Origin of the sequence: Gordonia lacunae (genome assembly GCF_002149015.1) — a bacterium.
In the GTDB taxonomy this organism is placed as follows: Bacteria; Actinomycetota; Actinomycetes; order Mycobacteriales; family Mycobacteriaceae; genus Gordonia; species Gordonia lacunae.
This window is the reverse complement of the sequence record NZ_NGFO01000048.1, coordinates 1-21,810: the sequence shown is the minus strand read 5'-3', so window position 1 is coordinate 21,810 and position 21,810 is coordinate 1. Positions and strand designations below refer to the sequence as shown.

Sequence of the window (21,810 nt, the reverse complement as noted above, 5' to 3'; positions counted from 1 at the left end):
TTCTGGGGCTGCGGGTTCTGGGGCTGCGGGCTCTGCTGACCCGGCAGCGGCTCCCCGGGGTTGGTGGGGTTGGTGGGCGGGTTCTGCCCGGGGGTTCCCTGCCCCGGCGCGCCGACCGCCTTGCGCACGGCGTCCTGCGCCTTGTCGACCTGACCCGAGTACTTGTTCTTGGTGACCTTGTCGATGGCGTCGCCGCCCTTCTCGATCAGGTTCGGGTTCTTCTGCAGCGTGGCCCGGGCTTTGTTGACGAGTCCCTTGAGATCCATGACGTCTCCTCTGTTCGGTGTGCCGGACATGTTCCGGCAGCTTGCCGCAGATTCTATCCGTCGGTCGTGAGAACCCTGCTGGCCTGCGGTTCCTCCACAGGCCGGTCGTCCCCGTGCGTGGCGATCCATTTGGGCGCCACGCGCGAGACGACCTCGACGCACACGATCCCGATCGCCGCCGAGATCAGGGCCACCGAGTTCATCCCCCAGTTCGAGGAGTCGAGCCGGAAGAGGTCCTGCGTGAACGGCCACGCGAAGATCAGCACGTAGGCGCCGGCCGAGACGGCCAGCAGGACGATCTTCCACCAGTTGTACGGACGGGCGACCACGGCGAGCACGTAGACCGCGATCGCGATCAGGGTCATCAGCGACGCGGTGGCGGCCTGCGTCTGTCCCGGCGACAGCTCGACGGCGTCGCCGCCCACCTCGACACCGGCTCCGCCCGGGTTGACGATCAGATAGGTCACGAAGGTGCACAGCCCGACGATGATGCCGTTGGGCACCGCGCTGAGCAGTACCCGGCGGACGAAACCACGGCGTGCTCGCTCGTTGTTGGGAGCGAGCGACAGCACGAACGCCGGGATGCCGATGGTGAACCAGGCCGAGATCGTCACGTGGATCGGCTGGAACGGGTAGCTGAGCGGATCGGACCCGAACACCGCACCGAGGAGTCCGCCGACGCCGACGAACAGCGCGAGCAGTACGGCATACACGGTCTTGGTGAGGAACAGGTTCGAGACGCGCTCGATGTTGCCGATGACGCGACGGCCCTCGCCCACCACGTAGGGAAGGGTGGCGAACTTGTTGTCCAGCAACACGATCTGCGCCACCGACCGGGCTGCCGAGCTGCCCGAACCCATCGCGACGCCGATGTCGGCGTCCTTGAGCGCGAGGACGTCGTTGACGCCGTCACCGGTCATCGCGACGGTGTTGTCCCGTGACTGCAGCGCCTTCACCATCGCGCGCTTCTGGTCGGGCCGCACCCGTCCGAACGTGACGCCGTGTTCGACGACGTCGGCGAGCTCGCCCGTCTCGTCGGGCAGCTCACGTGCGTCGACCGACGTGTCGGCCGACCCGAGGCCGAGTGACGCGGCGACCGCGCCCACCGACCGGGCGTTGTCCCCCGAGATGACCTTCACCGCGACATGCTGCTGTTCGAAGTAGTCGATCGTGCCGCGCGCATCGGGCCGGACCCGTTGTTCGAGGACCACGAGCGCGACCGGGGAGACGGTTCCCGGCGCGACCTCGCCCGGCGCGGGGTCGGTGTCGACGGGGACGTCGGTGCACGCCAGCAACAGCACGCGGAGCCCGGTGGCGCCGATGTCGGAGGCGAGGCGGGCCGTGTCCCCCTCCGGATCGAGCAGGACGTCGGGCGCACCGATGATCCAGTGCCCGGCGTCGTTCCCGGCCGTCGGTCCGGCCCCGCTCCCGCGGAACGACATCCCGCTCCACTTGGTGGCGGAGCTGAACGGTTTGACCGCCGTCACCGTCCAGTCCGGCGCGACCGGCTGGGCCTCGGCGACCGCGAGCATGCTGGCGTTCGGTCGCGGATCGTGGGCGGCGAGTGCTGCCAGCACCTGGGCCGCGGTCTCGCCGGGGACCGAGCCGAGCGTCCGCACCTCGGCCAGCCGCATCCCGTTCTCGGTCAGGGTGCCGGTCTTGTCGGCGCAGACCACGTTGACGCGCGCCAGTCCCTCGATGGCCGGCAGCTCGTTGACCAGACACTGTCGCCTGCCCAGACGCACGACACCCACCGCGAAGGCGATCGAGGTCATCAGGACGAGCCCCTCCGGGACCATCGGCACCAGCGCGGCGACCATGCCCAGCAGCGCCCGACGCAATCCGTTGTCGCTGATGAAGAGCTGATTGACGATGGTCAGTACCCCGGCCGGGATCAGCAGCCAGGTGATCACCCGCAGGATCTGGTCGATCCCGGAGCGGAGTTCCGAGGAGACCAGGGTGAACTTCGACGCCTCGGCCGCGAGCTGCGCCGCGTAGGCGTCGGCGCCGACCTTGGTGGCGCGGTACGCGCCACCACCGGCGACCACGAAACTGCCCGACAGCACCGCGGCTCCCGGGTCCTTGTCGATCGGGTCGGCCTCGCCGGTGAGCAGCGACTCGTCGACGTCGAGCGCGGTCGCCTCGACGACCTCGCCGTCGACGACGATCTGGTCGCCCGCTCCGATCTCGATGATGTCGTCGAGCACCACCTCGTCCGGCGGCACCTCGGTCACCGTGCCGTCGCGCCGGACCCGGGGTCGGGTCTGACCGACGATCGCGAGCTTGTCGAGGGTCCGCTTGGCCCGGATCTCCTGGATGATGCCGATGCCCGAGTTGGCGATGATCAGCAGCCCGAACAACCCGTTGATGAGCGAGCCGGTGAACACGACGATCGCGAACAGCACCCCGAGGATCGCGTTGATCCGCGTGAAGACGTTCGCGCGCACGATGTCCGACACGCTGCGACCGGAGCGGTCGGGCAGCGCGTTGACCTGGCCGGCCGCGACCCGTTCGGCCACCTGGGCGGCGGTGAGACCGGGACTGGCGACCGGAGTCGGCGCGCTCACGCGGAGGCCTCCCACCAACCGGGTTGTGCCACACCGGTACCGGTCCGGTGTGTCAGGTCGATCGAGCCACCGGGTTGGGGAACCAGGATCGTCGGCGTGTCCGGCCGCGAATCCGCCTGCAGTCGCGCGATGGGCTCGCCCCAGGGATGACGCGCGAGAGTGAAGGTCCCCCAGTGGATCGGGATGAACACCGAGTCCGAACCCGTACCGGGCGAGACCATCCGGTGGACCGAGAGGGCCTCCTCCGGATTCACGTGGATGTCGGGCCACATCACGTCGTAGGCCCCGACGGCGATGAGGGTGAGGTCGAACGGGCCGAGGCGGGCGCCGACGTCCTCGAATCGCTCGCTGTGGCCGGTGTCCCCGGAGAAGAAGACCTTGTGGTCGCGGCCGGCGATCGCCCAGCTGCCCCACTGGGTGAGATTGCGCGCCAGCCAGCGGCCGGAGAAGTGTCGCGCCGGACCGCACGTGAAGCGCAGCTCGCCCGCGCCGGTCGGCACCACCACCTCTTCCCACCAATCCGCCTGGCGGATGCGGTCTTCGGCGATCCCCCACGACACCAGGTGTGCACCGACCCCGATCGTCGTGACGAAGATCGCATCGGGCTGGGTGTCGGCGATGGTGGTGACGGTGTCCATGTCGAGATGGTCGTAGTGATCGTGACTGATCAGGACGACGTCGAGCGGCGGCAACTGAGACGCCGACAGAGGCGCGGCGTGCATGCGTGCGGGACCGACGATCTGGCTCGGCGAACAGCGACGGCTCAGAACGGGATCGGTGATGACACGGGCGCCGTCGATGTCGACGACGGCGGTGGCGTGACCGAGCCAGGTGACGGCGAGGTCGGCCGGCGCGTCGAAGCGCGGGACCGTCACCATGACGGGTCGGCGCGGCCGGCCGGGTCGCCGGGCCATGTCGGTGAGGACCTGCAGGCTCGGGTCGGCGATCGACGGGGGTTCCAGGTTGTCGAAGGCGCCGTCGCGCTGGTGCGGGCTGTGGAGAATGTGCGGCGCGATGTCCTCACGGGACGCGCCGAGCGCGCGGGCGGGGCCGAGTCCTTCGGCCGCGAGCCGCCCGACGACGGCATCGGCCACCGCCACTCCTGCCGAACCCACGCGGGCGAGGACATCGTGGCGCAGGTCGGTCGCGCCTTTTCTACCGGTCGTGGAGGTCACGTCCACACAGTAGTGCGTGAAGCGCATTGTGTGCCTCACCGGCACTGATAGGCTCCACCGAGCATTGTCCACCGAGCATGCGCCGGCGCATGCGGTCAGGAAGTCACCGCAGTGGCACGGATGTCCGTCGACCAACGTCGAAGCGCGCTCATCGAATCGGCGTACCGCGTGATCGCCGATCACGGGGTCGAGGGCGCGACGACCCGTCGCATCTGCGCCCACGCCGGGATGCCGCTCGCGAGCTTCCACTACGCGTTCGAGAGCCGCACCGCACTGTTGTGCGCGGTGATGGAGACGGCGGTGCCCACCGACATCGAGCGCATGCTGCACGCCGTGCTGCCCGCCGCCGACTACGGATCGGAGCCCGGGCTGGAGACGATCCGGTTGAGCATGGTGCGCCAGTTCCACGCGTTCTACGACCTGTTGAAGGCCGACCCGGGCCGGATGCAGGCGGCCATCGCTCTCGGCATCTACGCCCACAACCATCCGGAGCTGCAGCAGATCGGCAAGCACATGTACGAGCAGCTCTACCGGGTGGCGTCGGCGGGGCTCCGGGCTATGGCCGACCTCACGCCCATCGTCTGGACCACACCGGTCGAGGACCTCGGCCCCCTCATCATCGCGGCGACCAACTCCATCACCCTCGTCTACCTCAGCACCGCCGACGACAAGGTCGTCGACGCGATCATCCGTTCGATCGCCGATCAGCTCATGAGCCATGTCAGCTTCGAGTGACGCCCCCGACGCGCCCCCGGCGAGTCGGACGACGCCCGACCCGTGGCTGACCGATCCCGACTCCCACTGGGCGGCAATTGATCAGGCGGTCGCCGACGCGGGGATTGACGCCCCGGTCCTCGCACTCGACCGGGCCGCCCTGGAGCACAACGTCGCCGACCTCACCCGACGGTCGGCAGGTGTCCCCATCCGTCTGGCCACCAAGTCCGTCCGCGTCCGCTCGGTCATCGAGGACGTCGTCGGGCGCACCGGCTTTCACGGTGTACTCGCCTATGACCTGGCCGAGGCGCACTGGCTGGCCACCCGGTCGGGAATCGGCGAGGTGCTGATGGGCTATCCCAGCGTGCGGCGGAATGCGCTGGCGGCCTTGGTCGCCGACGAGGTCGCGACGAGCCGGGTGAGCGTGCTCGTGGACTCCGTCGACCAGCTCGACGTCATCGATTCCGTCGTGTCCGCCGGCGCCCGCCCGCCCATCCGTGTCGCCATCGACCTCGACGCGTCATACCGCCTGCTGGCCGGGCGGGTACACATCGGCGTGCGCCGCTCGCCGGTGCACTCGCGCCGGGACGCACTCGAACTCGCCCGCGCCGTCGTGGCGCGGCCCGGCTTCTACCTCGTCGGGGTCATGTCCTATGAGGCGCAGGTGGCCGGGGTGGCCGATGCGGTCCCCGGTAAGGCGTTGGCCAACCGCGCGGTCCGCGCGATGCAGCACCGTTCGATGGCCGAGCTGCGCCGGCGTCGGGGCAAGGTGATCGCGGAACTGCGTCAGATCGCGGATCTGGAGTTCGTGAACGCCGGCGGCACCGGATCCCTCGAAGAGACCGCCCGAGATCGTGCAGTCACCGACATCGCCGCCGGCAGTGGGCTGTTCGGCGGCCACCTGTTCGACGGTTATGAGCGGTTCCGGCCCGCACCCGCACTGGCGTTCGGGCTCGACGTCGTCCGGCGCCCGGCGCCCGGCATCGTGACCTGTGCGGGCGGTGGTTGGATCGCGTCCGGCCCACCCGCCGCCGACCGGTTGCCGACACCGGTGTGGCCGTCCGGCCTCACCTATGTCGGTACCGAGGCCGCCGGTGAGGTGCAGACGCCGCTGCGCGGCACGGCGGCCGACCAGATCGCCATCGGGGACCGGGTATGGTTCCGGCACACCAAGTCCGGCGAGGTGTGCGAACGCGCTCGCGAGGTCGCGATCATCGACCGGGACGATGCCGGGCGGGCCACGGTGAGCGAGGTCGTGCCGACCTACCGAGGAGAGGGCAAGTGCTTCCTGTGAACGGGACCGCGGCGCGTTCGACGCACGCCTGGCGGAACTGGGGCGGTACCGCCGGGTGCTCACCGAACCGCGTCGTCAGCCCGACGAGCGCGGCGGAGATCGCCGGCATCGTCCGGGAGGCAGCGGCGCGCGGCGGCACGGTGAAGACCGTGGGCGCGGGGCACAGCTTCTCCCCGATCGCCGTTGCCGACGATGTGCAGCTCGAGCTGTCGGGCCTGCGTGGCCTCGTGTCGGCCGACGGCCACCGCGTGACCGTGCGGGCCGGTACCCATCTCCACGAGATCCCAGGACTTCTTACACCTCTCGGTCTCGCGATGACCAATCTCGGCGACGTCGACCGGCAGACCATCGCGGGCGCCACCTCGACCGGCACCCACGGCACCGGGCTGGCCTTCGGCGGCATCAGCACCCAGATCGTCGGCGCGACAGTCGTCACCGGCACCGGCGACATCGTCACGCTGACCTCAGCCGACCCCGACCTCCAGGCCGTCGCGCTCGGTCTCGGCGCCCTCGGCGTCGTCGTGGAGCTGACCATCGAGTGTGTGGACGAGTTCCGGTTGCACGCCGTCGAGGGGCCCGAGACCGCCGACGCGGCGATCGCGGCCTTCCACGAACGCGTCGCGAGCACCGATCATCATGAGTTCTACCTGTTCCCGCACACCAATTGCGCACTGGTCAAGACGAATACCCGGGTCGGCCCCGACGCCCCGCTCACCGGCCCGTCACGCATCAAGCGCTGCATCGACGACGAATTGCTGAGCAACAAAGCGCTGCGCCTCCTGTGCGAGATCGGCGCGCGCGCACCCAAGCTGGTACCGGCCATCAACGGTGTCACCGGTCGCGCACTCTCCGCGCGGGAGTTCACCGACTCCTCCACCGGCGTGTTCGTCTCCGACCGCGACGTCCGGTTCCGCGAGATGGAATACGCCATCGACCTCGACGCCGTGCCGGCGGCACTGACCGAGATCCGCGCCCTGCTCGACCGACGCGACTATCTCGTGAGCTTCCCCATCGAGGTTCGCGCCGCCGCCGCAGACGACCTCATGCTGTCCACGGCCTCGGGCCGTACCAGTGGTTACATCGCCGTGCATCGGTACCACCGGGACGATCCCGCCGATTCGGCCGCCTATTTCGCCGACGTCGAAGCCATCCTCACCGACCTGGGCGGCCGGCCGCACTGGGGCAAGATGCACACCCGCGACGCCGGGTACCTGCGCAGCGTTTATCCGCGGTTCGACGAATTCCGTTCAGTCCGAGACCGTTACGACCCGTCCCGGGTGTTCGCCAACGACTACCTGCGGCGCGTTCTCGGCGAGTAGCGCGCAGACGCTAGCCGGCGTGGCGCGCCATCATCTCCAGCGCCTCCACTTCGAGGTGGGGTCCGTCCACGACGATCCCGGTGTCACCGGCCGCGATCACCTCCGCGCAGGACAACCGGAAATGCGGGCCGTCGGGAATGACCGCGGTGAACGCTGCGGTCGACGCGGCGAAGACGATCCGGCCGACACCCGCCCACACGCACGCGGCCGCACACATCGGGCAGGGCTCGCCGCTGGCGTACACGGTCGCGCCGGCCAGCCGTTCGGCATGCCCGGCGTCGACCGCCCGACGGAGTGCCACGAGTTCGGCGTGGGCGCTGATGTCGCCGGAGGACCCGACTTCGTTGCGGCCCTCCGCCACGGCGAGGCCGTCGGCGACGATCACACTGCCGAACGGCCGGTTGCCTCTCTCGCCCGCCTCACCCGCCAGGTCGATGGCGCGCCGCAACAACTCTCGTTCCCGGTCCGGGATGCTCATCCGGCCAGCTCCACCCGGGTGCCGACACCCCGTTCCAGCGCGGCATCGACCAACAGTCGTGCGGTGACGAGGTCTTGCAGCCCGATCCCGACCGAGTCGAACAGTGTGATGTCCTCGTCGCGTTGCCGGCCACGCGCGGGATCGACGATCACATCGCCGAGTTCGGTCGCGATGTCGTCGGCCGCGAGGTGGCCCTCACCGATCGCGAGAACGACGTCGCCGGACTTCGCCAGCGCTGTCGGCCGGCTGTCGACGACGAGGCGGGCCGCGGCCATGCCCGCACCGTCGACCTCCCGATGATCGGCTCTGGGCGGCGCACCGACGACGTTCAGATGCATGCCGGCGCGGAACCACGCCCCCTCGACGATCGGCTCACGGGACGGGGTGAGTGTGCAGACGATGTCGGCGGTCGAGACCACATGGCGCGGTGAGTCGGCCACGGCCACCTCGAGATCGAGGTCGGCCACCGCGGTGCGGAACCGGTCCACCGTGGCCGCACTGCGCGACCACACGGCCACCTTCTCCAGCGGCCGCACCCGCGCGATCGCCCGGGTGTGCTCGACCGCCAGCGTGCCGGCACCGATCAGGCCCAGCACCGTGCTCGAGGCGCGGGCCAGATGCGCGGTCGCGACGGCGCTCGCCGCGGCGGTGCGGATCGCCGTGATCAGCCGCCCGTCGATCACCGCCTCGCACTCACCGGTGTCGGCGGACATGAGCAAGATGGTCGACCGTTGCGCCGGACCCCCCGACTCACGATTGAACGGCATGTCGGACAGCATCTTCACCGCGCTGGCCCGGCACCGGCGGGCCGACGCCGCCATCGGCAGGACGGTCCCGGAGTCGATCGGCAGCATCGCCGGCGCGGGATTGGCAGCGGCACCGGTCGACAGGTCGATGTGCGCCTGTTCGACCGCGGTGTGCACCGCCGCCCGATCGATCAGTCCGGCGACATCGGAATGGGTCAGGATAATGGCCATGACAGGCCCTCTCTCTCGCAGGTGGTTTCGCGCACGTCAGACACGACCGACGTAGGGAACGGTGAGACACGACGGCGCCGTGCGTCCGCCGACCAGGCCGGCGACGGCGACGATCGCGATGATGTACGGGAGCATCACCAGGAGTGCGTACGGGATGTCGACGCCGACCGCGGGCAGTGCGAACTGCAGGGCCCGGGCCACGCCGAAGAACAGGACGGCGACGAGAATTCCGGTGATCTTCCAGCGTCCGGCGATCACCGCGACGACGGCGAGGTATCCCATTCCCGCGGTCATGTTCTCGCTGAACGACCGGACATCCGACAGTGCGAGCTGGGCACCGGCCAGCCCCCCGGCGCCGGCCGAGATCATCACGCCCAGTACGCGAATCCTGTTGACAGCCAACCCGGTCCAGCCCGCCGAGGTCGCATCCTCACCAACGGCGTCCACTCGGATGCCGATCATGGTGCGGCCGGAGAAGACGATCGCCAGTCCCGCGACCACCAGGAGGCAGAGATATCCGAGGACGGTCTGCCCGAACAGGGCGGGCCCGATGACGGGGAGGTCGCTCACCACGGAGATGTGGATGTCGTCGAATGCGGGAACGTTGTTGCCCTTGCCGTCGCCGAGCAGGATGCGCGCCCCGAAGGTGGTGAGCCCGAGCGCGAGTGCGTTCGCGGCCACACCGATCACGATCTGGTCGGCCCGGCACCGGACGCTGAGGAGGGCGTTCATCACCCCGAAGGCGAGCCCGGCGCCGACCCCGGCGAGGGCGCCGAGGAGCGCCGAGCCGGTGGTGACCGAGACGAGGACGCTGCTGAACGCGCCGCACAGCATGATGCCCTCCATGCTGAGGTTGAGGACCCCGGCCCGTTCGCTGACGGACTCGCCGGCAGCGGCGAGCAGCAGCGGGATCGCGAAGGCCACACCGCTGGCCAAGATCTCGGTGATCATGGTGGCGTTCATGCCGGCACCTCCTCGATAGCGGGGGCCGGCGTGCCGCAGTGTGTGTCCGCGGTTGCGGCGGGCTTCGTCGGCGATGATGACGCCCACCAGGCGGTGGCGGCGATCAGGATGATGAGGACGCTCTGGACGACGGTGATCGTCGACGACGGGACACCCGCCTCGAGTTGCAGGTTGATCCCACCCGAGACCAGGAAACCGAACAGGAGCGAGACCCCGGCGACCGCGATCATCGACCCTCGGGCCAGCAGTCCGACGACCAGGCCGCTGAATCCGAACCCCGACGAGAACCCCTCGGCCAGCACGAACGGCGCAGTGGTGACGAGCAATCCGCCCGCCAGACCGGCACATCCTCCCGCAGTGGTGAGCCCGAGGAACGCGGTGCGGTCGATCGGCACACCGAGCCGCGCCGCCGCCGACGGCGACAGGCCCACGGCCCGCAGACGGATTCCGATCGCGCTGTACCGCAGCAGGGTCGCGACGACGACGGCGAGTCCGACGGCGAGCACGATCGCGATCGTGGCCGGATTCTTCGTCAGGCCCAGGAGCGGGAGATGCGTCGACTCGGCGAGGGATTCCGACTGCGGCAGCGTCTCCGACGACGTCACCGGCTGCCGAAGCAGACCTTCCTCGTGCACCATGAGCACGACCAACGCGAGGCCGACGAAGTTCAGCAGCAGAGTGGTGATGATCTCGCTGGCACCCCGTCGGACCTTCAACCAGGCGGCGATCGCTGCCCACAGGGCGCCGCCGAGTACCGCGGCTGCCAGTGTCAGCGGGATGGCCAGCACCGCAGACACGCCGTCCGGGAGGGAGACCCCGACCGCCGTCGCGGCGATACCGCCGAGGCAGATCTGTCCTTCGCCGCCGACGTTGACCAGTCCGGCCCGGTAGGCGATCGTGAATCCGATCGCGACCAGCATGAGGACGGCGGCGCTGTTCATCGAGGTGCCCACGGCGAACGGCGATCCCAGCGTGCCGTCGACGAGGGCCTCGATCGCGGTGGCCGGATCCGCGCCGGCGGCCGCGGCGAGCAGAAGGCCCACGGCGGCCGAGATCACGACCGCGCCGAGTCCGACCACGACGGGGTTGCGGAGGCTGAGGTCACGGGGGTGTGCGGCCACTCTCGACAGGTGCGACCGAATTGTGTTGACGGTGTCCATCATTCGACTCCGGTGAGTAGGTTGCCGATCTCGCGGGCGGCGTGCGGTGATCGGGTGTCGACGGACCCGTGGAGTCCACCCCGGTAGGCGACGACGATGCGATCGCACACCGACAGCAACTCGTCGAGTTCGCTCGAGGTCACGAGCACGGCGGCGCCGAGGTCGGCGGCCGCGCGCAGCCGGTCGAGGACGAAGGCGACGGCACCGACGTCGAGGCCGCGGGTCGGCTGTGCGGCGACCACGACGCGCAGCCCGGGTGTGCCGAGTTCCCTTGCGAGGACCACCTTTTGCTGGTTGCCGCCGGACAGACTCCCGAGGGGCGCATCCGGGCCGGGGGCACGGACGTCGAACTCGGCGATCGCGGTCTGCGCGTCGGCTCGCATGCGGGATCGGTCGAGCAGCCACCACCGCCGGTACTGCGGCAACCGGGGCAACGCCAAGTTCTCGGCGACGCTCATCGCACCGATCATGCCCTCGGCGTGACGGTCCTCTGGGATCACCGCCAGGCCGGCACGTGTCCGGCGGGCCTGCGTCGCCGTTGTCAGATCCTCGCCGTCGACCGTCACGGTCCCCTCGTCGGGCCGTAACGCACCCGACAGCACCGAGGTCAGTTCCGACTGACCGTTGCCCTCGACGCCGGCGACACCCACGATCTCGCCGGCGCGGACCGCGAGGTCCACCCCCGACAGGGCGACGCGGCCGTCCGCGTGAGCAACCCGGACACCGTTGACCCGCAGGCAGATCGGCGCGTCGTCAGCCACGGATGTGTCGACGGCCGGGCGGCGGGCCGGTCGTAGGGCGTCGGCCAGCGGCGTGGCCTCGCCGAGCATCATCTCGAGCAGTTCCTCCCGGGTGATGTCGGCGAGCGGTCCCCCGCCGACGACGGTGCCGGCCCGGAGCACGGTGGCCTCGTCGGCCACGCGGGCGACCTCGCCGAGCTTGTGGGTGATCAGCACGACCGACTTCCCACTCGACGCCAGCGCGTGACACGTCTCGATGAGCGCATCGATCTCGGCGGGGTCGAGGACGGCCGTCGGTTCGTCGAGCAGGATGAGCCGCGGGCCGGCCAGCAGCGATTTGACGATCTCGACCCGTTGTCGCGCAACGACACTGAGATCTCGCACCATCGCCGTCGGATCGACCCCCAGCCCGTAGTCGTCGGCGATCCGGTCGAGGTCCTCGCGCAGTTGACGCAGCGGCCGCCGGAATCCCCCGGATCCGAGGACCAGATTGTCCGCGACGGACATCGTCGGTATCAGTGAGAAGTGCTGATGCACCATGGCCACACCGGAATCGATGGCATCGGCCGGGCCGCGCGGCCGGTACTCGTCGTCCTCGAGCATCATCCGGCCGCGGTCGGGGGACACTGTCCCGAAGATGGTGTTGCACAGGGTCGACTTGCCGGCGCCGTTCTCTCCGAGGATGCAGTGAACCGAACCCGCACGGACCGCCATGGTCACGTCGTGGAGCGCGCGCACCGTGCCGAAGGTCTTCGCCACCGAGTCGAGCCTGAGCAGCGAGTCTCCCCCGGTCACCGGGATGTCCGTGGTGGTCGTCATCGTCGGCGACCTCAGTACGGTGCGACGGAGCCGTCGGCGATGGCGGTCTTCGCGCGGTCGACCGCCTGGGCGATGGCCGGGACGGTCGAGCACACGAGGTAGTCGGTGCCGCCCTTGTCGCTGGTCAGGCCGAACGGGACCTGCGCGGCCTCCCACGTGCCGTCGAGGACCGACCTGACGGCGTACTCGACCTCCGTGCCGATGTCGGTCTTGACGTAACCGATGTACACCGGGTTGGTGCAGTCGCCCGGGATGGGACCGCCACTCATCCGGTTGCCGGTCTCCTTCGCGGCCTGCTCGATGCCCTGCTTGCCGAGGTTGACGATCTGGCTGAGCACATCCGCACCACCGGCATAGGCCGCCGACGCGGCCTGCTTGGCCTTCGCCGGATCGTTGAAGTCACCGACATACTGCGGCGCCAGAACCCGGACGCCAGGTCGGACGAACTCGGCGCCGTTCTCGAAGGCCTTCGCCGCGTTCACGATCGCCGGGAGTTCGACACCCCCGACGAACCCGATCGTGCCGGTCGTCGAGGCTGCTGCCGATGCCGCCCCGGCCACGAACTCGGCCTCGGCCTGCTGCGGGTCGTAGTACGCGAGATTCGCCATCGGCTCGGCATCCGCCGGACCGCCGATCTCGACGAACGTCACGTCCGGGAACTGCGGCGCGACTTTCCGCAGGTCGGCATCGGTCTGCCCGCCCACCGAGATCACCAACTCGTTCTCCGAGGCGAACCGTTGCAATGCCTGCTGATAGTCGGCCGCGGCGACCTGCTCGACGTAGCTGATGTCGACCTGATCGCCGAGTTGATCCTTGATCCTGTTGACGCCGGCATACGCCGACTCCATGAAGCCGGTGTCGTTGACCGAGCCGGGCAGGAAGACCCCGACCGACAGCGTGTCGTCGTCGGCAGCCGAGCCGGACGATCCGCAGCCGGTCACTCCGAGCGCGAGCGCGCCGGCGGCGATCAGTGCGATGGGGAGGGTACGTTTCAATGGATTTCTCCTGGTCGACGAGGCTACCTCGTAGCGGTATACCGTTATGAAGAGAATCCGCGCGGTTCATTGCGGACGGATTACGCCGCCGTAAGGGAGCAGTTAACGGTATACCGTTAACTGCTCCGGGGGTACGCTGGCCCTCGCCACACCGAAGGGAGAGCCGTGACCAAAGCCGTCCACACCCCGGCCAGGAAGTCGCTGAGCGATCGTGCCTACGAAGTGTTGCGTGGGCGGATCGTCGGTCTCGAGTTGGCACCCGGCACCCGACTGGTGGAACGCGATCTCGCCGTGGAACTCGAGGTGTCCCGTATCCCCCTCCGCGAGGCGATGCAGCGACTTCAGCAGGACGGTCTGGTCGTGATGGTGCCCCGTCAGGGCGCGATCGTCGCACCGTTCACGGCCGACGACGTGCGCGACCTGTTCGACGTCCGCGAGAGCCTCGAGGTGCTGGCCGCCCGGTTGGCCGCCGAACGTGCCGATCCGGCCGGACTCGCCCTGCTCGCCGATCAGCTGGAGATCGCTCGCGACGCGACGGCGCGTGACGACAAGCCGGCGATCGCCGCCGCCAACTCCCGGTTCCACACGATCATCGTGGACCTGGCGGGAAACCCGTTGCTGGAGAACGTCCTCGGACCGCTCGAGGCGCGCACGCAGTGGCTGTTCCACCTGACCAAGGACCGCGACCCGGGCGTTCAGTGCCGCGAACACGAGGAGATGCTGGCCGCCATCGCCGCCCATGATCCCGACCGGGCGGCGCACTCGGCGTTCCACCATGTACATTCCGGCCGCGCGGCCAGCCTCGCGATGGCGGCGCAATGGTCGCGCAACGCCTTGGACCCCGTGGCGCTGACCAAGAGCCGGCGCCGGTGAGGACGTCGGGTCGCCGGCCACCTGGTCGGCACGGTGATCTTCTGGTCCACTGGAGCACATGCGCGACGTCCTGCGGTCCCTGACCGAACTCCTCGACACCGGTGACGCGCGGCCGGTTGCGCTCTGCCGGGTCGTCGGCACCACGGGATCAGCTCCCCGCGAGCTGGGCGCCGCGATGATCGTGACCGAGGACGACACCGTCATCGGTTCGGTGTCCGGCGGCTGCGTCGAATCCGCGCTCGTGCACACCGCACGCGACGTCCTGGCCGACGGCGTCGCGGTGGTCGAACACTACGGCGTCGACGATCCGGAGGACCCCGCGCCGGGCCTCACCTGCGGCGGACAGATCGAGGTCCTGGTCGAGCGGGTGGCCCCGACCGCCGAGCGCCGAGCGCACCTCACCCGCCTGGTCGCCGCACTCGACGACGACGAACCGATCTCCTGGGCCACGACCCTCACCGACGACACCGACTGGTACCTCGCCACGGCGGCGGTGCAGCCGTCCTGGCGTCGTCTCGACCACGACGTCGCCGATCTGCTCGCCACCGGCCGCAGCGGGCTCATCGGGGTCGACGACTGCGATGCCCCGTCCGACGAACGTCCCCGGACCTTCGTGCAGACCTTCGCCCCACCGGCGCGGCTGATCCTGATCGGCGCCAACGACTTCGTCCGTGCGCTCAGCTCACTCGGGACGAGTCTCGGGATGCGGGTGACGGTTGTCGACGCACGGCCGGTGTTCGCCACCCGCGCGCGGTTTCCCGACGCCGACGACGTCGTCGTCGGGTGGCCGGATCGCTATCTGGCGGGCGAGATCCGGGACGGACGCGTCGGTTCGTCGACCGCGATCTGCGTGATGACGCACGACCCGAAGTTCGACGTCCCGACCCTGCGGGTCGCACTCGCCTCGTCGACGCTCGGTTTCGTCGGTGCGCTCGGGTCGCGGCGGACCGTCGACGACCGCCGTCAACGCCTCCGCGACGCGGGCCTCGACGACGAGCAACTAGCCCGGCTGCGCTCACCGCTGGGACTCGACCTCGGCGGGCACACACCCGGCGAGGCGGCCGTGGCCATCGCGGCGCAACTGATCGCCGAACGGCACCGGGCGACCGCCACACCTCTTCATGCCGGCAGCGGGCCGATTCACCGCAGGTAGCGGCGTACTCCGCGGATCAGGACCCGAGAAAACGAGGCGCGCGCTTCTCGGCGCGGGCCGCGCGGCCCTCCTGCAGGTCGGCACTCTCCCACGCCCGCAGCATGGCCGCGGTCCGGTCGTCAGGCGCCGCGTCGCGCGCACCGTCGCCGTTGAGAACGAGCTTGTAATGCTGGAGAGTCAGCGGCGCGAGGTCGGCGATCGTGTGCGCCCAGTGCTGGGCATCGACCAGATCGCCGATGCGGTTCGCGAAGCCCAGTGCATGGGCCCGGTCGGCACCGAGCGGGTCGCACCCGATCAGCATGCCCCGGGCCTGCCCCGCCCCCACCAGCGACACCAGTCGCCGGATCGTCCACTCATCCACGGCGACACCGATTTTCGCTGCCGGTATGCCCGCGATGGCGTCCGGTGCCATCACGCGGAGGTCGGCGGCCATCGCCAGCTGCAGCCCCGCGCCGATCGCCGAGCCGTTGAGTGCCGCGATCACGGGCACCGGCGCGGTCTCGATCTGCTGCAGGGTGCGGACGAGGATGTCCAGGAATCCCTTGTCGTACACCGGGCCGGACAGGTCGGCGCCGGCGCTGAAGACCGGCCCCCGACCGGTCACGACTATCGCGCGGGCACCGGCGCCGAGCGCGGCATCGAAGGCGCCGGACAGGCCCGAGAGCATCTCCTCGTTCAAGGCGTTGCGCTTGTCTACCCGGTCCAACTCGATCGTGACGACCGATTCGTCGGTGGTGGAGTGGATCATGGGCCCCAAGCCTACCGACCACACCCGCGCTGTCGGTCGTGGCAGCGGCACGGCGTGACAAGGTGGTGACGTGCAGATCCCCCCGACCGGCGCACAGCCGGCCCCGCATACGGATGTGCTGATCATCGGCGGCGGACAAGCCGCGCTCTCGGCGGCCTACTTCCTCCATCGCTTCGGGCTCGGTGATCGCTATCAGATGCTCGACCACGCTCCCGGACCCGGCGGCGCCTGGCAGTTCCGGTGGCCGACGCTGACCCTGGCCACCGCCAACCGCGTCCATGACCTGCCCGGTTGGGGTCTGGTCGAGGCGCTCGGCCTGGACTGCGACGAGTTGCCCGCCGCGACGGCCGTCCCCGACTACTTCGGCCGGTACGAGGAGAAGTTCGGCCTCACCGTCCATCGGCCGGTGCATGTGCGCGCCGTACGTCGCGAGGCCGACGGCTTCCGCGCCGAGCTGGGTGACGGCAGTTCGGTCACGTCGAACCTGGTCGTCAACGCCACCGGCACCTGGGATCGGCCGTTCATCCCGCACATCCCCGGCGCGGCCGACTTCCGCGGCCGGCAGCTGCACACTCACGACTACACGTCGCCGGGAGAGTTCGAGAACCAGCGCGTCCTGGTGGTCGGTGCGGGCATCTCCGCGATCCAGTTGCTGATCGAGATCGCCCGGACGGCGCCCGGCGCCGAGACGTTCTGGTGTTCCCGGCGCGAGCCGGTGTTCAATTCCGAGCCGTTCACCCCGGAGCAGGGACGCGAGGCCGTCGCACGCGTCGAACGGCGTGTGCGCGCCGGGCTGCCCCCGACGTCGGTGGTGTCGGTGACCGGGCTGGCTCTCACCCCGGCGATCGCGGCGGCGAAGCGGGACGGAATCCTGGAATGGCGCCCGATGTTCACCCGCATCACCGAGACCGGCGTGTGCTGGGATTGCGACGCCCGCGCCGCCGAGGCCCTCGGGCGTCCGGGTGCTCCCGAGCACCTGGACGTCGACGTCATCTTCTGGAACACCGGATTCCGCAGCGCCATCGACCATCTCGCCCCGTTGCGCCTGCGCGCGCCGGGTGGCGGGATCACCATGACGGGGCGCCTCGCGACGGTCGTCGAGGCCGACCCGCGGATCCAGCTGCTGGGCTACGGTCCGTCGGCGTCGACGATCGGCGCCAATCGGGCCGGACGTGAGGCGGCCCGGGTCGCGGCCGAGCTGCTCGGGGTGTCCGCACGCTGACCTGACGCCGGCGGATTGCCCTCTCTTGACAAGCTGTTGTGTTTTCACAACACTGAGTCAGGTGAGTCCAATACGCCGTGGGGAAAAGCTTCCCATCTACAACCGCATCGGCGTGCTTCGCGCCGAGCGTCGGATGTCGCGGGCCGAACTCGCCGCCCTCGTCGGCATCAACGTGCAGTCGGTGGGCGCACTCGAACGGGGCGACAACTATCCGAGCCTCGACCTCGCCTTCCGCATCTGCGACGTCTTCGACCTGCCGGTCGAAGCGGTCTTCAGCCGGCGCGAGTTCGGCGCGATGTCGGCGGCGCTCTACCGGCGCGAACCGTCGCCGACAGCACCAGAACCACAACCCGTCCACAGCATCCCCACCGACGACACCGGAGGTGAACGATGACCGACCCCTACTCGGCCATCCCCGAAGAGGCCACGCCGGCGCTCTGGCGCCGCTACGAGGAATGGCGGGGTCGCCGGCATCAGGAGTTCAACGACAAGAACGCCCACCGGCTCACCTCCTGGCGCACCCGGCGGACCTACCGTCGGCTCGTGGTCGTGCAAGCGCTGTTCGCGGTCATCCTGATCGTCAGTTCGGTCATCGCCTTCGTCGACACCGGGCTGTTCCTGGTCCCCTTCCTGATCGGCCTCGCCGGCATCGTGACGACGCTGTACCTGATGCGGATCGTCACCGGCTCGATCGCCGACACCCCGGTCACCGCACTCGACGAGATCCAGGTGGCGCAACGCAATTCGGCCCGGTCCATCGGTTTCACCGTCCTGTACTGCCTGATGTTCATCCCCTACGCGGTGCTCGTCGTCCTCAGCTTCGGCGACGAGGTGTCGGGCCAGGCGGTGTACGGCTCGGCGATCCTGCTCATCACCCTCGTCCTGTCCGCGATCTGTGTACCGACCATGCTCACCGCCTGGTGGATGGCCGATCCCGATCCGGAAGATCTCGAAGCACTGTCATCCGACCCGACCACCATCACCAGTGAGGAGAGTGCGCCGTGACCGCACCACTGATCGTCGACGGGCTCCACAAACGCTACGGAGACCTCGTCGCGCTGCGCGACATGACCTTTTCCGTCGATCCCGGCGAGATCTTCGGTTTCGTCGGCAGCAACGGCGCCGGCAAATCCACGACCATGCGGATCATCCTCGGTGTCCTGGCCGCCGACGCGGGTGAGGTCCGCCTGGGCGACCGGCCCATCGACCTCGACCTGCGTCGACGGATCGGGTACATGCCCGAGGAACGCGGTCTGTATCCCAAGATGAAGGTCGGCGAACAGCTGACCTTCCTCGCCCGCCTGCACGGGATGTCGGCGGCCGAGGCGCAGGACTCCGTGCAGCGATGGACCGACCGCCTCGGTGTGGGTGCACGCTACGACGACAACGTCGCCGATCTGAGCCTCGGCAACCAGCAGCGGGTCCAGCTCGCCGCCGCCCTCGTCCACGACCCCAGCGTCCTGGTGCTCGACGAACCCTTCTCCGGCCTGGACCCCGTCGCCGTCGACGTGATGAGCGATGTGCTCAAGGAGAAAGCTGCCGAGGGCATTCCGGTGATCTTCTCGTCGCATCAGCTCGACCTCGTCCAGCGCCTCTGCAACCGGGTGGGCATCATCGCCCGTGGCGAGATGCGTGCTCTCGGAACCGTCGACGACCTCCGGGCCCGCGACGGCATCACGCTCGAGATCACCGGCCCGCGAGCCGATGTCGCGTGGGCAGACGCCCTGCCCGGCGTCCGCCGCGTCGACTACGGCGAGACGACCCGCCTGCTGATCGACCCCGAGGCCGCCGACGATCAGCTGATCCTGTCGACCGCACTCCAGAACGGGCCGGTGCACCGGTTCGCGACCTCGACACCGTCCTTGACCGACCTGTTCCGAGAGGTGGTATCCGCATGACCACGCTTCCCGACACCCCGGTGACCGCCACCGCTTCCGACCCCAGAGCATCTGCCGCACAGACGATCCGGCTCGTGGCCGCGCGCGAGATCACCACTCGCGCCAAGACGAAGTCCTTCGTCGTCAGTACGGCGCTGCTGATGATCGTGATCGTCGCCGGAGCCATCATCATCAATCTGTTCTCCGGCGGTGACGACGTCGAGAAAGTCGCCGTCGTCGGTCAGCCGACCGCCGTCACCGAGTCCATCGTGTCCGTCGGCGAGGCCTCCGGCACCACCATCGCCACCGAACCGGCCGACACCGTCGAGCAGGCACGCGATCGGGTCGTCAGCGGTGACGTCAAGGCCGCGCTGGTGCCCGGGGAGACGCCGGGGTCGTATGTGATCATCACCAAGGACAGCCTCGAACCGGCGCTGGAGGGCCCCATCCGCACCGCGGTGTCCCAGGCGAACCTGTCGGCCGCCCTGGCCGAGCGCGGCGTCGACGCCACAACGCTGCCCACCGTGGACATCTCGGTCTCGCAGACCGAGCCGGACAACCCCGACGAGGGCCAGCGTCTGCTGATCGCGATGGTCGGCGTGGTGCTGCTCGTCACCGCGATCATGATGGGCGGCACCATGGTCGCCGTCGGCGTCGTCGAGGAGAAGACGTCGCGTGTCGTGGAGTTGCTGCTGGCGACCATCAAGCCGCTGCACCTGTTGTGGGGCAAGATCATCGGCATCGGCGTCGTCGCCCTCGGACAGGTGGTCCTCCTCGGCGCCACCGCGTTGATCGCGGGCACCGCGACCGGAATACTCACCCTCCCGGGTGCCGCCATCGGGATGTTCGCGGCGGTGATCGCCTGGTTCCTCCTCGGCTTCCTGTTCTTCTCCTCGCTCTATGCGGCGACCGGGGCCATCGTCTCCCGGCAGGAGGAGCTGAACTCGTCGTCGGCCCCGCTGACGTTCCTCGCGGTCGCGGTGCTGTACTCCGGCATCTTCGGGGTGCAGGCGATGGATTCGACGCTGATCGAGGTACTCAGCTGGATACCGCCGTTCAGCGCGGCCCTCATGCCGATGCGCATCGCGACCGGCGACACCGATGCGGTCCAGATCATCGTCACCTTCGGACTGATGGGTGCCGCCTGTGCGGCCGCCACCTGGATCGCGGCGCGGATCTACCAGCGATCCATCCTGCGCACCGGCTCGCGGATCGGCTGGGGTGAGGTGCTCAAGCTCGCCCGCTGAGGAGCGAGCTTCGCGAAGGGTCCTGTTGCGATGCGTGGCAGGACCCTTCGCGACGCCCCCTGCTGGTTGAGAGCCCCGAGCGAAGCGAGGCGCCGTGCCGTCCCCACCCCAGCTACGCCGACCCGTGAATCCGCAAGCGTCGCAACCCGTCACGACGATGATGCGATCTACTGTCGAGACTCATCGGGGATTGTCGGTGGTCGGGTTTACATTGATCTGTAGCGGATCACCCTGGTCGGGGCGGGTGACGAAATAGGCGTCGGGGGGCGTTGTGAGGGTGTGGACCGATCTGTCGGGCGAGTTCGTCGCCGGGGTCGATCCTGCCCGCGCGGCCGAGACCGACTTGGTCATGTTGATGGCCGGCCTCGACGCCACCCGACGCGGAGAGTCCTATCTCGCCTGGCATCGATATCAGACGATCGCGGCGATGACCGACCGGCTCGTCACCACCAGCGCCTCAGGCTTCGTGATGGACGGCCACGCCGACTGCGCCGCCCGGATCGCCCGCCAAGCCGCCGTGTCACGACGGCAGGCCGAAATCTTGATCGACGAGGCAATCGCCCTGCGTGACCGGCTCCCCGACACCGCGGACACCTTGCGTGACGGGATCCTGTCGCAGTGGCAGATCCGGCTGATCCTCTCCCGCACCGAGCTGATCCCCGCCGACGACCCCATCATCCCCGCCCTCGACGCCGAGATCGCCGATACTCTGCGCCGCCGCAGCGGTGTGTGGGATCGGGCGCGGTTGCGGGACATGGTCGACCGCCTCGTGTTCCGCCACGATCCGGATGCGGTACGCCAACGCCGCAAAGACGCGATGGACCGACGTGGGGTGTGGACCCACGAACTGCCCGACGGCACCGCCGAACTCACCGCCGTCATGTCGGCAGAGAACGTGCGGATCTCAGCCAAAGCCGTCAGCGTCCTCGCTGATGCGGTATGCAAACGAGACGGGCGCAAGCGCGGGCACCGCCAGTCCGATGCGATGTTCGCGCTGTTGACCCGCAAGGCATTCGAGTGCCAGTGCGACAACGAACAGACCTGCACTGCCGACATTCCCGACCCACAGAGTGTTCTCGACGCGGTGCGCGCCGAGATAGTGATCCATGTGGTCACCGACGCCGCCACCCTCGCGGGGGCGCCTGGGGTCGGGTTCCTCGACGAGCACGGCATCATCAGCGACGAGCACGTCCGTGACCTCGCCGCCCGCCCCGACGCCACCC

The 21,810-nt window shown here is 69.3% G+C and carries 21 protein-coding genes; 11 read left to right on the top strand and 10 right to left on the bottom strand.

Annotation, left to right across the window (positions count from 1 at the left end):
• From CA982_RS27000 to CA982_RS24705, 3 genes are all read right to left on the bottom strand, one after another.
• Window positions 1–266: antitoxin (locus CA982_RS27000; protein WP_086537768.1), on the bottom strand; the 266-nt coding region annotated here is incomplete at its 3' end.
• A gap of 53 nt (window positions 267–319) precedes the next feature.
• Complete coding sequence (locus tag CA982_RS24710; RefSeq protein WP_086537772.1) at window positions 320–2,833, bottom strand: HAD-IC family P-type ATPase; 2,514 nt, start codon at window positions 2,831–2,833, stop codon at window positions 320–322.
• Entirely contained in the window at window positions 2,830–4,014 is a 1,185-nt protein-coding gene (locus CA982_RS24705; RefSeq protein ID WP_086537771.1) for an MBL fold metallo-hydrolase, read from the bottom strand. The genes CA982_RS24710 and CA982_RS24705 overlap by 4 nt, the downstream gene beginning before the upstream one ends.
• A 105-nt stretch (window positions 4,015–4,119) precedes the next feature.
• Here CA982_RS24705 and CA982_RS24700 point away from each other — a divergent pair, with 105 nt between their 5' ends.
• From CA982_RS24700 to CA982_RS24690, 3 genes are read left to right on the top strand one after another with little or no spacing between them, the layout of a single operon-like run.
• The gene (locus CA982_RS24700) at window positions 4,120–4,743 is read left to right on the top strand and encodes a TetR/AcrR family transcriptional regulator (RefSeq protein ID WP_086537767.1); all 624 of its coding nucleotides are present in this window, start codon (window positions 4,120–4,122) and stop codon (window positions 4,741–4,743) included.
• On the top strand, window positions 4,727–6,016 hold the full coding sequence (locus tag CA982_RS24695) for an alanine racemase (protein ID WP_208618106.1): 1,290 nt from the start codon (window positions 4,727–4,729) through the stop codon (window positions 6,014–6,016). Before CA982_RS24700 ends, CA982_RS24695 begins: the two co-directional genes overlap by 17 nt.
• A complete protein-coding gene (locus CA982_RS24690) occupies window positions 6,013–7,335 on the top strand; it encodes a D-arabinono-1,4-lactone oxidase (protein WP_208618113.1) in 1,323 nt (440 codons plus the stop codon). The genes CA982_RS24695 and CA982_RS24690 overlap by 4 nt, the downstream gene beginning before the upstream one ends.
• A gap of 10 nt (window positions 7,336–7,345) precedes the next feature.
• Here CA982_RS24690 and CA982_RS24685 read toward each other — a convergent pair whose 3' ends face one another.
• From CA982_RS24685 to CA982_RS24660, 6 genes are read right to left on the bottom strand one after another with little or no spacing between them, the layout of a single operon-like run.
• Window positions 7,346–7,813: a nucleoside deaminase gene (locus CA982_RS24685; protein ID WP_086537765.1), complete on the bottom strand. Its 468-nt coding sequence runs from the start codon at window positions 7,811–7,813 to the stop codon at window positions 7,346–7,348.
• On the bottom strand, window positions 7,810–8,790 hold the full coding sequence (locus CA982_RS24680; protein WP_086537764.1) for an ornithine cyclodeaminase family protein: 981 nt from the start codon (window positions 8,788–8,790) through the stop codon (window positions 7,810–7,812). Before CA982_RS24680 ends, CA982_RS24685 begins: the two co-directional genes overlap by 4 nt.
• Window positions 8,791–8,826: 36 nt before the next feature.
• On the bottom strand, window positions 8,827–9,753 hold the full coding sequence (locus CA982_RS24675; protein ID WP_086537769.1) for an ABC transporter permease: 927 nt from the start codon (window positions 9,751–9,753) through the stop codon (window positions 8,827–8,829).
• The gene (locus CA982_RS24670) at window positions 9,750–10,913 is read right to left on the bottom strand and encodes an ABC transporter permease (RefSeq protein WP_086537763.1); all 1,164 of its coding nucleotides are present in this window, start codon (window positions 10,911–10,913) and stop codon (window positions 9,750–9,752) included. Before CA982_RS24670 ends, CA982_RS24675 begins: the two co-directional genes overlap by 4 nt.
• Window positions 10,913–12,472: an ABC transporter ATP-binding protein gene (locus tag CA982_RS24665; RefSeq protein WP_086537762.1), complete on the bottom strand. Its 1,560-nt coding sequence runs from the start codon at window positions 12,470–12,472 to the stop codon at window positions 10,913–10,915. Before CA982_RS24665 ends, CA982_RS24670 begins: the two co-directional genes overlap by 1 nt.
• An 11-nt stretch (window positions 12,473–12,483) precedes the next feature.
• Window positions 12,484–13,467, bottom strand: coding sequence for a BMP family ABC transporter substrate-binding protein (locus CA982_RS24660; RefSeq protein ID WP_086537761.1), 984 nt, complete (start codon window positions 13,465–13,467; stop codon window positions 12,484–12,486).
• A 165-nt stretch (window positions 13,468–13,632) separates the two neighbouring features.
• Between CA982_RS24660 and CA982_RS24655 the strand changes: the two genes are divergently transcribed.
• On the top strand, window positions 13,633–14,340 hold the full coding sequence (locus CA982_RS24655) for a GntR family transcriptional regulator (RefSeq protein ID WP_086537760.1): 708 nt from the start codon (window positions 13,633–13,635) through the stop codon (window positions 14,338–14,340).
• Between the two features lie 58 nt (window positions 14,341–14,398).
• Window positions 14,399–15,493, top strand: a complete 1,095-nt coding sequence (locus tag CA982_RS24650; protein WP_086537759.1) for an XdhC family protein — start codon at window positions 14,399–14,401, stop codon at window positions 15,491–15,493.
• Window positions 15,494–15,509: 16 nt separating this feature from the next.
• Here CA982_RS24650 and CA982_RS24645 read toward each other — a convergent pair whose 3' ends face one another.
• A complete protein-coding gene (locus tag CA982_RS24645; protein ID WP_086537758.1) occupies window positions 15,510–16,241 on the bottom strand; it encodes an enoyl-CoA hydratase in 732 nt (243 codons plus the stop codon).
• A gap of 70 nt (window positions 16,242–16,311) precedes the next feature.
• On the opposite strand from CA982_RS24645, the gene CA982_RS24640 reads away from it, so the two are divergent.
• The 6 genes from CA982_RS24640 to CA982_RS24615 all read left to right on the top strand — a co-directional run.
• On the top strand, window positions 16,312–17,463 hold the full coding sequence (locus CA982_RS24640) for an NAD(P)-binding domain-containing protein (RefSeq protein ID WP_086537757.1): 1,152 nt from the start codon (window positions 16,312–16,314) through the stop codon (window positions 17,461–17,463).
• Window positions 17,464–17,524: 61 nt separating this feature from the next.
• Window positions 17,525–17,857, top strand: coding sequence for a helix-turn-helix transcriptional regulator (locus tag CA982_RS24635; protein WP_086537756.1), 333 nt, complete (start codon window positions 17,525–17,527; stop codon window positions 17,855–17,857).
• Window positions 17,854–18,468: a hypothetical protein gene (locus CA982_RS24630; protein WP_086537755.1), complete on the top strand. Its 615-nt coding sequence runs from the start codon at window positions 17,854–17,856 to the stop codon at window positions 18,466–18,468. Before CA982_RS24635 ends, CA982_RS24630 begins: the two co-directional genes overlap by 4 nt.
• Window positions 18,465–19,361 (top strand): ABC transporter ATP-binding protein, encoded by an 897-nt coding sequence (locus tag CA982_RS24625; RefSeq protein WP_086537754.1) that lies wholly within the window; start codon window positions 18,465–18,467, stop codon window positions 19,359–19,361. Before CA982_RS24630 ends, CA982_RS24625 begins: the two co-directional genes overlap by 4 nt.
• Window positions 19,358–20,587, top strand: coding sequence for an ABC transporter permease (locus tag CA982_RS24620; protein ID WP_086537753.1), 1,230 nt, complete (start codon window positions 19,358–19,360; stop codon window positions 20,585–20,587). The genes CA982_RS24625 and CA982_RS24620 overlap by 4 nt, the downstream gene beginning before the upstream one ends.
• Window positions 20,588–20,864: 277 nt before the next feature.
• Window positions 20,865–21,810: DUF222 domain-containing protein (locus CA982_RS24615; RefSeq protein WP_144066113.1), on the top strand; the 946-nt coding region annotated here is incomplete at its 3' end.

What these genes read in the sequence shown, in the direction of transcription:
- CA982_RS24620 (WP_086537753.1), top strand. Translation starts at nt 19,358, where the DNA reads ATGACCACGCTTCCCGACACCCCGGTGACCGCCACCGCTTCCGACCCC.
- CA982_RS24670 (WP_086537763.1), bottom strand. Translation starts at nt 10,913, where the DNA reads ATGGACACCGTCAACACAATTCGGTCGCACCTGTCGAGAGTGGCCGCA.
- CA982_RS24665 (WP_086537762.1), bottom strand. Translation starts at nt 12,472, where the DNA reads ATGACGACCACCACGGACATCCCGGTGACCGGGGGAGACTCGCTGCTC.
- CA982_RS24675 (WP_086537769.1), bottom strand. Translation starts at nt 9,753, where the DNA reads ATGAACGCCACCATGATCACCGAGATCTTGGCCAGCGGTGTGGCCTTC.
- CA982_RS24680 (WP_086537764.1), bottom strand. Translation starts at nt 8,790, where the DNA reads ATGGCCATTATCCTGACCCATTCCGATGTCGCCGGACTGATCGATCGG.
- CA982_RS24685 (WP_086537765.1), bottom strand. Translation starts at nt 7,813, where the DNA reads ATGAGCATCCCGGACCGGGAACGAGAGTTGTTGCGGCGCGCCATCGAC.
- CA982_RS24695 (WP_208618106.1), top strand. Translation starts at nt 4,727, where the DNA reads ATGTCAGCTTCGAGTGACGCCCCCGACGCGCCCCCGGCGAGTCGGACG.
- CA982_RS24630 (WP_086537755.1), top strand. Translation starts at nt 17,854, where the DNA reads ATGACCGACCCCTACTCGGCCATCCCCGAAGAGGCCACGCCGGCGCTC.
- CA982_RS24645 (WP_086537758.1), bottom strand. Translation starts at nt 16,241, where the DNA reads ATGATCCACTCCACCACCGACGAATCGGTCGTCACGATCGAGTTGGAC.
- CA982_RS24650 (WP_086537759.1), top strand. Translation starts at nt 14,399, where the DNA reads ATGCGCGACGTCCTGCGGTCCCTGACCGAACTCCTCGACACCGGTGAC.